General features: G+C 44.4%; 14 protein-coding genes. 8 read left to right on the forward strand and 6 right to left on the reverse strand.

The genetic code is table 11. From position 1 onward, the window contains the following. Window positions 1-2: 2 nt before the first annotated feature. Entirely contained in the window at window positions 3-530 is a 528-nt protein-coding gene (locus MMA19_RS10680; protein ID WP_240206193.1) for a TetR/AcrR family transcriptional regulator, read from the reverse strand. Window positions 531-734: 204 nt separating this feature from the next. Between MMA19_RS10680 and MMA19_RS10685 the strand changes: the two genes are divergently transcribed. After that, window positions 735-1,535, forward strand: a complete 801-nt coding sequence (locus MMA19_RS10685; RefSeq protein ID WP_171389349.1) for a thioesterase family protein — start codon at window positions 735-737, stop codon at window positions 1,533-1,535. 41 nt (window positions 1,536-1,576) lie between these two features. Here the strand turns inward: MMA19_RS10685 and MMA19_RS10690 are convergent, their stop codons facing one another. The 4 genes from MMA19_RS10690 to ulaR all read right to left on the reverse strand — a co-directional run bounded on the left by MMA19_RS10690 (window position 1,577) and on the right by ulaR (window position 4,615). Next, window positions 1,577-2,389 carry a Cof-type HAD-IIB family hydrolase gene (locus tag MMA19_RS10690; RefSeq protein ID WP_240206194.1) on the reverse strand — a complete coding sequence of 271 codons (813 nt, stop codon included), beginning with the start codon at window positions 2,387-2,389 and terminating at the stop codon, window positions 1,577-1,579. Next, the gene (locus tag MMA19_RS10695; protein WP_006069730.1) at window positions 2,379-2,624 is read right to left on the reverse strand and encodes a hypothetical protein; all 246 of its coding nucleotides are present in this window, start codon (window positions 2,622-2,624) and stop codon (window positions 2,379-2,381) included. Before MMA19_RS10695 ends, MMA19_RS10690 begins: the two co-directional genes overlap by 11 nt. A 55-nt stretch (window positions 2,625-2,679) precedes the next feature. Continuing rightward, window positions 2,680-3,747: an L-ascorbate 6-phosphate lactonase gene (gene ulaG, locus MMA19_RS10700; protein WP_006069731.1), complete on the reverse strand. Its 1,068-nt coding sequence runs from the start codon at window positions 3,745-3,747 to the stop codon at window positions 2,680-2,682. Window positions 3,748-3,859: 112 nt separating this feature from the next. After that, window positions 3,860-4,615: an HTH-type transcriptional regulator UlaR gene (gene ulaR / locus MMA19_RS10705; RefSeq protein ID WP_006069732.1), complete on the reverse strand. Its 756-nt coding sequence runs from the start codon at window positions 4,613-4,615 to the stop codon at window positions 3,860-3,862. Window positions 4,616-4,980: 365 nt separating this feature from the next. Between ulaR and MMA19_RS10710 the strand changes: the two genes are divergently transcribed. The 7 genes from MMA19_RS10710 (at window position 4,981) to MMA19_RS10740 (ending at window position 10,909) form a co-directional block, all read left to right on the forward strand. Then, on the forward strand, window positions 4,981-6,741 hold the full coding sequence (locus MMA19_RS10710) for a PTS ascorbate-specific subunit IIBC (RefSeq protein ID WP_006069733.1): 1,761 nt from the start codon (window positions 4,981-4,983) through the stop codon (window positions 6,739-6,741). A gap of 56 nt (window positions 6,742-6,797) precedes the next feature. Next, window positions 6,798-7,277, forward strand: a complete 480-nt coding sequence (locus MMA19_RS10715) for a PTS sugar transporter subunit IIA (protein ID WP_006069734.1) — start codon at window positions 6,798-6,800, stop codon at window positions 7,275-7,277. A gap of 10 nt (window positions 7,278-7,287) precedes the next feature. After that, window positions 7,288-7,980, forward strand: coding sequence for an L-ribulose-5-phosphate 4-epimerase (locus MMA19_RS10720; RefSeq protein WP_240206195.1), 693 nt, complete (start codon window positions 7,288-7,290; stop codon window positions 7,978-7,980). A gap of 4 nt (window positions 7,981-7,984) precedes the next feature. Continuing rightward, on the forward strand, window positions 7,985-8,806 hold the full coding sequence (locus tag MMA19_RS10725) for a Cof-type HAD-IIB family hydrolase (protein ID WP_006069736.1): 822 nt from the start codon (window positions 7,985-7,987) through the stop codon (window positions 8,804-8,806). 5 nt (window positions 8,807-8,811) lie between these two features. Beyond that, the gene (locus MMA19_RS10730) at window positions 8,812-9,459 is read left to right on the forward strand and encodes a 3-keto-L-gulonate-6-phosphate decarboxylase UlaD (RefSeq protein ID WP_006069737.1); all 648 of its coding nucleotides are present in this window, start codon (window positions 8,812-8,814) and stop codon (window positions 9,457-9,459) included. A 9-nt stretch (window positions 9,460-9,468) separates the two neighbouring features. Beyond that, window positions 9,469-10,347 (forward strand): L-ribulose-5-phosphate 3-epimerase, encoded by an 879-nt coding sequence (locus tag MMA19_RS10735; RefSeq protein ID WP_198559312.1) that lies wholly within the window; start codon window positions 9,469-9,471, stop codon window positions 10,345-10,347. A 136-nt stretch (window positions 10,348-10,483) separates the two neighbouring features. Beyond that, the gene (locus tag MMA19_RS10740) at window positions 10,484-10,909 is read left to right on the forward strand and encodes a hypothetical protein (RefSeq protein ID WP_031493570.1); all 426 of its coding nucleotides are present in this window, start codon (window positions 10,484-10,486) and stop codon (window positions 10,907-10,909) included. Window positions 10,910-10,925: 16 nt separating this feature from the next. Here the strand turns inward: MMA19_RS10740 and MMA19_RS10745 are convergent, their stop codons facing one another. Then, complete coding sequence (locus tag MMA19_RS10745) at window positions 10,926-11,384, reverse strand: GNAT family N-acetyltransferase (protein ID WP_240206196.1); 459 nt, start codon at window positions 11,382-11,384, stop codon at window positions 10,926-10,928. Window positions 11,385-11,424: the final 40 nt, after the last annotated feature.

An 11,424-nucleotide genomic window follows, 5' to 3' on the forward strand; every position in this document is an offset into this window, starting at 1 on the left:
TTTTAGTTGTTTGATGTTGTCGCTGTGAATAGTGCGTTGACTGCCGTTTTAGCTGCACTCACGGCAGCTTCTCCCAGGATAGGGTAAGCGGCCGTGATACCTTCATGAAGTACATATAACGCCTGACTTAGATCTTCACGACCACTTATCTGCGCCAATTGTTGAATTACCGCATGTTTATAGGTTTCAACAGCGGAGTGAATTTCTGCATTGTCAGGAAATGCCGCTAGAGCATTTGCAGAAAGACATCCTTTTGGTGCGTTCTGCCTCATCCAGTGACTAAGCGTATCAAACGCCGATAAGGTGGCCGCTAAGCCAGGGGCACTGCGGCAGCTTTCTAGTAACGATAGGTAACGTTGATGACGATAATCCAGCGCTCCCACGACCATATTTTCTTTAGAAGGGAAATATTTATAAAGCGTTCGCATACTGACACCAGAAAGTGCTTTTAGCTCAGCAACACTCGGTTCTGCAAACCCTTTTTGCGCAAAAGCACGTTCCAGGTTCTCGGCTATTTGTTGTTGGGGCATCGTAAAACCTATGGGTAGAATGTTTGTACTACCTATAGGGTAGAATAATTGTTCTACACCTGTCAATCATTATCACGCTTAACAAATAATGTTTATTTTTATAACAAACATGACTTTGGTTATAGAAAAATAAGGCTCGTGTTGATTTATCTTATCCGACCAGTTATCGTTTAACTAACAAGCTGTTAACATGAGGTGGTCGGCATGCATTTCGATGAATTATTAGAAAAAGCTAAGCAATGTGCTCAAACTGGAGAGCATATGGCCATTCCATCTTCTTGGGGTCAAGGCAGAACGGTGTTTGGTGGCTTATCCGCCTCTCTGTTGTATACCATCATGCAATCCCAAGTTAATGGTGAGCGTGTATTGCGTTCATTGAACACCAATTTTGTTGGTCCGCTGCTTGTCGATGTGCCTTTCACATTTGAAGTCGAAGTGTTACGTGAAGGAAAAAGCGTGTCTCAGATGAGTGCTCGATTGATTCAAAATGGTCAGGTTGCTGTTTTTCAGCAAGGGTGTTTTGGGGCAGATCGCGACTCGAATATTAGTGTTAACAACAACGATAACCACATCATGCCACTGCCGGATGAACTATCTAGATTTCCTGATGTGGCTCAAGGTGCCCCTAATTATACCTCCCATATCGATCTTGCTTTGGCTAGAGGTCACCTACCATTTACTGCAAGTAAAGACTCACATACTTGGGGTTGGATGCGATTCAAGCAAGCTCCAAAACAGATTACAGATGCACATCTTATTTGTTTGGTCGACGCATGGCCTCCAGGTGTACTGCAAATGATGTCAACGCCGGCGCCTGCCAGCAGCATGATGTGGAACTTGGAATTTATCCATCCTCACCAACCTGTTGAACCAGAAGATTGGTTTGCTTACCAATCTCATACTCGTCAGGCGGCTCAAGGGTACGCTCATGCTCAGGCCAATATATGGAACAATAGAGGTCAGTTGGTGGCAGTCAGTCGTCAGAGCATCGCAATCTTCGATTGATAACAAAAAGACATAACTAGGAGAGACACGCTCTCCTAGTGCTAATAAATTATCTTTATGGCTTCAACGATAGCGTTTTGGTCATTCGAGGCTTTGGTTACTATATCCGCACAGTTTTTAAGTTTCTCGGTCGCATTATTTACCGCAATGCCAAGTCCTGCACACTGCAACATAGATAGATCGTTGTCGTTATCGCCTATTGCCACAACATCTTCAAGCTTAATGCCTAACGAAGTGGCTAGGCGTGAAAGCATGGCGCCTTTACTATTGCCTTTTTTGTTAAAGCCAATCCGGTTAAACCAGGATTGTTCGTAGCTGAAATTTTCATAAATCAGCGGGTCAGAGATAAAGGCATCAATATCATTTGGACTACCTTCTGTTACGAACGTCCAGACATGCTTGCAATCGCTCAGCGCGCTCGCGAAATCAGTAACACGCTCTATTTTGGGCTGGATGTTTGGCTCGAGCGTGGCGCCCCATGACTCCAATTTTGAGATGTAATTAGCGGGATGTTGGTAACAAAGCAAGATTTTGTCGTCAGCATAAGCAATCAGATCGAGAGACTCAGACTGAGAAACAAAGTGCGCCGCTCGCTGTTTGTCTATAGGCTCAGCAAAAGTAATTTGTTGGTTTTCGAACTGGTAGACATAAGAGCCATTACAACAGATGGCCGGAGTGTTCAATTGCAGCAGTTGGTGATAATAGGCGACGGTGGTGTGGTGGCGACCTGTCGTTAAGATGATGTTTGTTGTTGAAGCTATGGAGCGGATTATTTGCTGGGTTTGGGTATCAATCTCCCCTTGTGAATTGAGTAGCGTTCCATCTAGATCAATGGCGATGAGCTTATACTTCATGTTGTACCTCAACTTGATGAGGTTGCAAACCAATCGCTGTTGCGGCATTGATTAGCGCGCTCATTGTCATGAACACGCGAGGGGTGAGATCGCGTCCTGTTTCTAAGAAGCTGTTGACTCCCCATTTTGAGCTCATAATCAGCAGATAGTAGCCCCTTGCCGTGCGAGGTTTAAGGGCTATTGCCCCTTCAATATCACCTCTTGCAAAATGATGTTTGAATTCCTTTAGCAGCATTCAGATGTTCCTTTCTTCAGATAAAAAAAGGGGCGAATATCGCCCCCGGTTCGCCTTATAGGAATGCTTTATATGGAAGCTCCGGCTCATTTTTGAAGATGTCTTTGAAGCCGCGGAAATGCTGGTAGTGCATGCGACCTTTATCTGTTGGATAGGTGTATTTACCACCGACTTGCCAGAAGAAAGGTGCAAAACTGTACTGCAGACGGTCTTTCTTCATATTCCAAAGTACTTCGATTTCTTTAGGATCGTTTTGGAAGTTAGCCCAAATATCGTGGTGGAACGGCATGACTACCTCACAGTCTAAAGATTCAGCTGCGCGAAGGATGTCAGATGACGTCATTTTATCGGTGACACCGCGAGGGTTTTCACCATAAGACAATAGGGCTACATCTATTTGGTACTCGTTACCGTGTGCTGCGTAGTAGTTTGAATAGTGTGAATCACCTGAGTGGTATACGCTACCGCCTGTGGTCTCAATCAAGTAGTTTACAGCGCGTTTATCCATACCATCTAGGATCTCTTTATCATACGAAGAAGTACCTTCTGGCAGAGTTACTAGAGCAGTGCGGTCAAATGAGTCCAAAACGCGAATCTTCATATCGCCCACTTCAAGAACGTCACCTACTTTTGCCACGATACAACGATCTTCTGGAACACCCCAGCCCATCCAAAGGTCAACACACGCTTGTGGGCCAATGAATTTTACATGATCGCCACAGTTCTGTAGTACCGCCGCGGCCACGTTAACGTCGATATGATCGGCGTGATCGTGAGAGGCCATAACTGCGTCGATATCTTTGATCGCAAAGGGATCAAGTGGGAAAATTGCTGTACGTAAGTTTGGTTGAAGTGCTTCAACACCACCCATACGCATCATTTGGTGCTGGTTTTTCATGAACTGGTTCTTTTGTGTTTTTTTACCAGTACCACACCAGAAATCGATAGTAACGTTAGTATTGCCTTCACTCTTAAGCCAAATACCCGTACAGCCTAACCACCACATTGAAAATGTGTTTGGCTCTACGACAGTATTTTCAATCTCTTCATTTAGCCAAGTACCCCACTCAGGGAAAGTGCTTAAAATCCATGATTCACGAGTAATTTCATTTACGTTGCTCATAACAATACCTTTTATTTCAATAAATTGGTCAAATTTTGGATGTAGGGTGCCTAGCACCTCTTTTTGCAAAGAGGTACTTGGGTATTTTTTCTGGACTTGGTTAGTTAATTATTTACACGAGAAGCACTTCGGTGCCGTTACTTCTTATTGCTTCTATCACTTCTGGGTTGGCATCTTTGCCAGTAATCAAGATATCTATTTTGTCTGCTGGGCAGAAAAGCATGCCAGTGCGATTACCTATTTTCGAGCTATCTACCACAACAACGAGTTTGTCGATCTGTTCTACCATTTGCTGCTCAGATACTGCGGTTAACATATCCGCTTTGTACAAACCGTTTTCAGTGAGCCCTTTACCACTGGTAAACATCCAGTGGCCGGCGTATCCGCCTAAAGAGTTTGGTGACGGATTAAGAAATATGTTCTGTGCTTTGTTGTATTGCCCGCCAATAATGATGACATCTTCATGATCCTCATTAATTAAATAGCTGGCGAGTGGAAAATAGTTTGTCACTATTTGCACATCTTGCTGGCATAGCTCTTGTCCTAATAAGAAAGCTGTTGAACCACAGTTAATCACAACGCTATCGCCTGGTTGACACAAGGAGGCTGCTTTCACTGCAATGCGTGATTTTTCGTGGTAATGATCGGTGGTATCAATATTGAGCGGGCTCCAAGCCTTACGCTTAATCTCAATACGTTCAGCACCATTTCTTACTTTTTTTAATTTACCTAGCTCATCTAGTTTTGCGATATCACGTCTGGCGGTTGCAGGCGAAACATCGAAGTTCTCGATGATGTGAGCCACATTGATGACTCGCTTTTCATCAAGTAGAGACAAGATTCCATCATGTCTTTGTAATTCATTCATGGTTATCACCTTAATTTGTCATCAAGTGATTACTTGGTGATTATTTTTGATTTGTAATGATTCTATTTTGCTCAGGGCTGACTGTCAAATTCTCTCGCCCTAAAAGTGCTAAGTAAATCACTAAAAATAGTTAAACTATTGATATTAAACAGTTTGTTGTTTTTGTGTGTGATCGTGTTGGCAAAAATACAGTTTATAGAACGCGAAAATTGATAAAAATCAAAATAATCATAAATGAGCATTGAATGATTACTTATGATTGGTAATGTTTGTGTTGTGAGCAACTACTGAACAGAACATCAGTGAACGACACGGACAATCTCTGACCTACACATAAATATAAAACATTACCAAGGGGCAAGAATATGGAGTTTCTATACGACATCTTCTACATATTTTACAGTCAAGTAATGACCAAAGCGCCGCTGCTACTGGGTCTGGTAACTTGTATTGGTTACTGGCTACTCAGACGTGACGGCACCACCATCATCAAAGGTACAATCAAAACTATTGTCGGCTTTATGCTGGTACAAGTCGGGGCGGGAACCTTAGTCGCAGGTTTCAAACCCGTAATTGAAAAACTCTCTGAGTTCCACGGACTCACCGGTTCGGTCATTGACCCATACACATCAATGATGGCTACCATGGAGACGATGGGTGATAACTACTCATGGGTAGGCTATGCCGTTCTTTTAGCACTCGGCATCAACATTCTACTAGTTCTTTTCCGCCGCTATACCGGTATTCGCACTATCATGCTTACTGGACATATCATGTTCCAACAAGCGGGTTTGATCGCAGTATTCTACTTCGTGCTTGGTGCTAGTATGTGGGAAACGATCATCTATTCAGCAATTCTGATGGCGCTGTATTGGGGTATCTCCGCCAATATCATGTTTAAGCCAACAGAAGCCGTCACCGGTGGCGCTGGGTTCTCAATTGGTCACCAACAACAGGTTGCTTCTTGGATTGCTACCAAAGTGGCACCAAAACTGGGTGACAAAAATGATAGCGTTGACCAATTAGAACTGCCTAAATGGTTGCACATATTCCACGATAGCATCGCGGCAACAGCGATCGTGATGACGGTTTTCTTCGGTATTATCCTTCTTTCATTTGGCCTCGATAACCTACAAACCATGGCTGGAAGCACGCACTGGACAATCTACATCCTTGAGACTGGTCTTAAGTTTGCGGTAGCGATTCAGGTTATTGTTGCCGGTGTTCGTATGTTTGTCGCTGAGCTGTCAGAAGCTTTCAAAGGTATTTCTGAGCGAGTAATTCCAAACGCGGTATTGGCAATTGACTGTGCGGCTATCTACGCATTCTCTCCAAACGCAATGGTATTTGGTTTCATGTGGGGTGCGATTGGTCAGTTCGTCGCGGTTCTTGCGATGTTAGCGTTTGATGCGCCAATCATGATCATTCCTGGATTCATTCCAATGTTCTTCTCTAACGCAACGATCGGTGTATTTGCTAACCACTTCGGTGGCTGGAAAGCGGTAATGAAGATCTGTTTCGTAATGGGCATCATCGAAGTTGTGGGTTCGGCTTGGGCTATCCACTTATTCACCCAACAAGGCACTGAGTTCAGCGGCTGGATGGGTATGGCGGACTGGGCGTTAATTTTCCCACCAATCATGCAAGGTCTATCTGCATCTAACTTGTTCTTCTTCGTTCTTGTCGCGCTATCTGGTGTGTACATGTTCTACGCATCACGTGCATTGCGTGCAGAAGAAGATGCTCAAGGTACGGTAACGGTTACAGAAGAACCAGAAGTGATTGAAGCTGTAGCTAAAGCGGTAGAAGCCAGCGACGGTGTACGTCCAGTAAGCATCCTTGCTGTGTGCGGTAACGGTCAAGGTTCATCAATGATGATGAAGATGAAGATTGGTAAGTATCTTGAGAAGAAAGGCATACCCCACGTGATGGATTCATGTGCCGTGTCTGACTACAAATCGAAACTCGCATCTACCGACATCATCGTGTCATCTAAGCACCTTTCTGCTGAGATGGATCCAGGCGATGGCAAGTTTGTGCTGGGTGTACAAAACATGCTTAACCCAAATTCATTTGGTGATGAGCTACTCGACATCATAAACACCAACTTCGCAACACAAAAATAATAACGACACACCAAAAAGGGCCAGCGTAATGGCTGGCCCGATGAAGGAGATAAATCATGGCTCTGAAGCAATCCCTAATCGAAAACAACTCTATCAAATTGCACGCTCATGCGGGTGATTGGCGTGAAGCGATTACCATTGGTACCGACATGCTTATTGCCTCTGGCGCTATCAAGCCCTCTTACCATGAGGCCATCATCAGTAGTGTAGAAAAATTAGGTCCTTACATCTGTATCGCTCCGAATCTTGCACTTCCTCATGCGAGACCAGAAGACGGTGTGATTAAAACCGCGTTTGCACTAGTGACTCTGAACACGCCAGTCTATTTCGAAGGTGAAGATGAGCCTGTCGATGTGTTGATTACTTTAGCGGGTAGTTCGTCTGATGAGCATATGGAAGGCTTAATGGAAGTTACCCAGGTACTCGATGATGAAGACAGTGAAACGGGCGTTGATCTCGATAAATTGCGCCGCTGCCAATCAAAAGAAGACATCTACCGCGTTATCGATGAAGCCTTAGCCGCTGAGATGGCTTAACGGAGGCGTTATGTATCAAGCACTAAAACAACGAGTTCTCGCTGCCAATCTCGCATTACCAAAATATGGACTAGTGACGTTTACTTGGGGCAATGTCTCTGAAATTGACCGCGAACGTGGCGTCATTGCGATTAAACCATCTGGCGTTGAATACGATGACATGAAGGTGGATGACATCGTAGTGATTGATCTTGATGGCAACCGAGTGGAAGGGTCGCTCAATCCATCCAGTGATACCGATACGCATGTTGAACTCTATAAAGCGTTTTCGGAAATTGGTGGCATCGTTCATACGCACTCACGCAGCGCTACTATTTGGGCTCAAGCGGGCATTGATATCCCGTCACTGGGTACGACCCATGCAGACTATTTTTACGGCGACATTCCTTGTACGCGTAAGCTAACTAAAGCGGAGATCGCAGGGGAGTACGAGCGCAATACTGGCTTGGTGATAGTGGAGGAATTTAACCAACGCAATATTAAACCGATGTCGATTCCAAGTGTGATTGTAGCTGGACACGCGCCATTTTCTTGGGGCAAAGATGGTCACGATGCGGTTCACAACGCTGTCGTGCTTGAAGAAATCTCGGCGATGGCATTAGCGACACGTTCTCTCAATAGCGGTATCAAGATTCAACCAGAACTGTCAGACAAGCATTACTTGCGTAAGCATGGTGAGAACGCCTATTACGGCCAGAGGTAAGCCTATGTATAAAGTACTGGCTCTTGATTTAGATGGCACGGTATTAACGGATGACCACACGATTCACCCGGAGGTGAAATCTGCTATCCACATGGCTCGAACGCAATGTCATGTCGTCATTGTTACTGGCCGACATCATACCGCAGCAAAGCCATTCTACGATGAGCTAGAGCTGACGACGCCAATCATATGTTGCAACGGTACCTATGTGTATGACTACCAACGAGATGAGGTAGTAGAGCATAACGCTATCGATAAAGACAATGCGTTGAAGTTCATTGAACTAGCCACTGAATTTCAAATGAAAATGGTGATGTACGTAACGCATGAGATGACGTACAGCCGAGCCAATCCTATTGCTTATATGCAAGCGCTGGAGTCTTGGGCAATGCAATTTCCGAAGCAGCATCAGCCACAAATACGCAAGATAGATTCGTTCAGCCAATTGGCACAACAGACTGATTATGTGTGGAAATTTGTGGTGGAGGGCGCGCCGAGTTCGGTTCAGCGTCTCTCAGAACACTCTTGGATAAAGCGCAATTTTAATGGTGAGCGCTCTTGGTCCAATCGTATTGATTTTGCCGCTCAAGGGAATAGCAAAGGTAAACGATTGGCTGATTATGTCAAAGGACTTGGCTACGAAGCACATCATGTCATTGCTGCTGGTGACAACCACAATGACATTTCCATGCTTGAGTATGCCGGGCTTGGCATCGCCATGAAAAATGCCGATGAGATGGTAAAACAAAGCGCCAAAATCACCTGCAAAACGAATAACAACGAAGACGGCCTTGCCCGTTTAATACGTGAAAAAATTAAAGGATAAGTAAGATGACTAAACCAATGATTCAAATCGCTCTAGATCAAACCAATCTATCTGCAGCGATTGAAGTAGCAAACAATGTAGAGAGCTTTGTGGATGTGATTGAAGTAGGCACCATTCTCGCGTTTGCAGAAGGAATGAATGCAGTAAAAACACTAAGAGCGAACCACCCTGAGCATGTACTTGTTTGCGACATGAAAACTACTGATGGTGGTGCAATTCTTTCTAAAATGGCATTTGAAGCTGGTGCAGACTGGATCACGGTGTCAGCTGCCGCTCATATTGCAACCATAGGCGCATGTAAGAAAGTTGCTGATGAGTTTAACGGTGAAATTCAAATTGAAATTTACGGCAACTGGACCATGGAAGATGCGCAAGCATGGGTAGATCTAGGTATCAAGCAAGCCATCTATCACCGCTCTCGCGATGCAGAACTTGCGGGTGTTGGTTGGACTGAAGAAGACTTAGTTAAAATGCGTCAATTGTCGGACTTAGGCATCGAGCTATCCATTACAGGTGGTATCGTGCCAGAAGATTTGTACTTATTTGAAGGCATTAAGGCAAAAACGTTTATCGCAGGTCGTGCACTCGCGGGCGAGAACGGAAAAGCGACCGCAGAAGCACTGCGTGCGCAAATTGACCGTTTCTGGAACTAAGGAGCCACTATGTTTCAGATGCTAGATAGACCGCGGATGGGACTGTATGAAAAGGCGTTGCCTAATGAACTGTCGTGGGAAGAAAAACTGCAACAAACCAAGCTGCTCGGTTTCGATTTCTTAGAAATCTCCGTCGATGAATCGGATGAAAGAAGAAGCCGCTTAGATTGGGATGACGAGACCATTTACGATCTGAAAAGGTTATGCGAACGCTACGAGATCCCTTTGCAATCAATGTGTCTTAGTGCTCACCGCAAGTACCCTTATGGCTCTTTGGATCCACAAGTACGTCAACAAGCACACCTACATATGGAAAAAGCGATTACGTTGGCGTTTAAATTGGGTATCCGAACCATCCAGCTCGCGGGCTATGATGTTTATTATGAGCCTGCTAACCAAGAGACGCATCAGAACTTTATCCAAGGGATGAAGCAAGCTGCAAAAATGGCAGAGCGAGCTGGTGTGATGCTAGCGGTCGAGATAATGGATACCTGTTACCTCAACTCATTAAGCAAATTTGAAGTGCTTAATCGTGAAGTAAACTCGCCATTTTTCACAGCCTATCCTGACGTGGGTAACATCTCAGGTTGGAATTATGACGTATCGACGGAACTGGCCTTGAGTATGCCGCACATTGTGCAAATTCACCTTAAAGACACTTATAAAGTTACCAACGATTACCAAGGTCAGTTTAGGGATTTGGTGATTGGTGATGGTGAAGTGGATTTTGAGGCAATTTTCGAGACACTTAAACGTACCGATTGTGTCGTACCAATGGTGATTGAAATGTGGGCGCAAGATGATAACTGGCGCGAAAATATTGAGATAGCCAAGCAACGATTAAACCAAGTTTGTCAGAGCGTGGAGGTACCTCTGCTGTTCAGCTAGTTGGCAAACATTGGTTAATATGAGCTCCTGAAGTAAGACGCAGCGATTTCCCTCCAAGCTGCGTCTTTTTTCATCTATTGACATCCCTCGTTGATTACCTCAGAGTTAGCCCTCCATTTTCGACACTAAGCCTGCTATGAAACTTCTGCATCTCCAATTATTTTGGCATCAAACACAGAATACGTTGCTAGAAATGGAAGATCTTCCAGTTTTGACTGAGCAACAGCAGCGAGATTTCAAACTGTGGATGAAAAAACGTAGGAAAATCCTAAGCTTTGAAGTACATCAACAATCATGGGTCAAGGTTAACCAAGATGGCTTTAGTTCGCTTATTGAGCTACGTCCTAATGGTAGTTTAGTTGAGCGTGATATGTTTGGCGGCCGGTCGTTATCGGGTTTGTGGAAAGTCATTGATGGGTTACTGTTTATTAAAGTGATCAGTGGCGAGTTCATCGTTGAATATCAAATCGCAGGTAGTTCTGAGCAGAATATTCACGATGGTGTAGAGTACATAAACGGTAAGGTCAGTACCTACAGTAAATTTGTTCAAGTCAAAGCATAGTAAAGAACGTTGTGAATTATTGCTCCTGCTCCCAACGAAATACTATATCTTCTAGCCCTTCTTCGTTATCGCTATTACCTTCGTGTTCGGTAAATCCAAGTCGACGATAAAACTCGATCGCGTTGTGATTGATTTGAAATGTTCTCAGTGATAACTCCCCTCCGCTGCGAGCTTGTGCTTCTTCGACTAACAAACGTCCGATGCCTTTTCTCTGAAACTCAGGTGCGACATACAGTTGGTTAATTTCATTCCGATCAATTGCCATAAACGCTACGGGTTGTTTCGATTCTAGAGTGAGTACCACCCAGATGTCATGACTGTGCGGCAAAATATTGGTTAAAAAATACAACTGAGATTCAACAGAATGAATAGGCTCTATGCCTAACGCCTGCACGAAAGCACGGCGCCAAAGCGTCACGATTTGCTTAGCGTGCTTAGGTTCGAAGTGCTCTAAAGTGAACGGCGGTTCATGCATCACACAACCTTTATTCTGCTTTACACTGTAAAAACGATGT

Origin of the sequence: Vibrio sp. CyArs1, from assembly GCF_022432925.1 — a bacterium.
In the GTDB taxonomy this organism is placed as follows: domain Bacteria; phylum Pseudomonadota; class Gammaproteobacteria; order Enterobacterales; family Vibrionaceae; genus Vibrio; species Vibrio mediterranei.

Excerpts from the sequence above, each read along its gene's own strand:
- MMA19_RS10730 (WP_006069737.1), top strand. The coding sequence starts at position 8,812 with ATGACTAAACCAATGATTCAAATCGCTCTAGATCAAACCAATCTATCT.
- MMA19_RS10685 (WP_171389349.1), top strand. The coding sequence starts at position 735 with ATGCATTTCGATGAATTATTAGAAAAAGCTAAGCAATGTGCTCAAACT.
- MMA19_RS10725 (WP_006069736.1), top strand. The coding sequence starts at position 7,985 with ATGTATAAAGTACTGGCTCTTGATTTAGATGGCACGGTATTAACGGAT.
- ulaG (WP_006069731.1), bottom strand. The coding sequence starts at position 3,747 with ATGAGCAACGTAAATGAAATTACTCGTGAATCATGGATTTTAAGCACT.
- MMA19_RS10720 (WP_240206195.1), top strand. The coding sequence starts at position 7,288 with ATGTATCAAGCACTAAAACAACGAGTTCTCGCTGCCAATCTCGCATTA.
- MMA19_RS10695 (WP_006069730.1), bottom strand. The coding sequence starts at position 2,624 with ATGCTGCTAAAGGAATTCAAACATCATTTTGCAAGAGGTGATATTGAA.
- ulaR (WP_006069732.1), bottom strand. The coding sequence starts at position 4,615 with ATGAATGAATTACAAAGACATGATGGAATCTTGTCTCTACTTGATGAA.
- MMA19_RS10680 (WP_240206193.1), bottom strand. The coding sequence starts at position 530 with ATGCCCCAACAACAAATAGCCGAGAACCTGGAACGTGCTTTTGCGCAA.
- MMA19_RS10740 (WP_031493570.1), top strand. The coding sequence starts at position 10,484 with ATGAAACTTCTGCATCTCCAATTATTTTGGCATCAAACACAGAATACG.
- MMA19_RS10715 (WP_006069734.1), top strand. The coding sequence starts at position 6,798 with ATGGCTCTGAAGCAATCCCTAATCGAAAACAACTCTATCAAATTGCAC.
- MMA19_RS10745 (WP_240206196.1), bottom strand. The coding sequence starts at position 11,384 with ATGCATGAACCGCCGTTCACTTTAGAGCACTTCGAACCTAAGCACGCT.
- MMA19_RS10735 (WP_198559312.1), top strand. The coding sequence starts at position 9,469 with ATGTTTCAGATGCTAGATAGACCGCGGATGGGACTGTATGAAAAGGCG.
- MMA19_RS10710 (WP_006069733.1), top strand. The coding sequence starts at position 4,981 with ATGGAGTTTCTATACGACATCTTCTACATATTTTACAGTCAAGTAATG.
- MMA19_RS10690 (WP_240206194.1), bottom strand. The coding sequence starts at position 2,389 with ATGAAGTATAAGCTCATCGCCATTGATCTAGATGGAACGCTACTCAAT.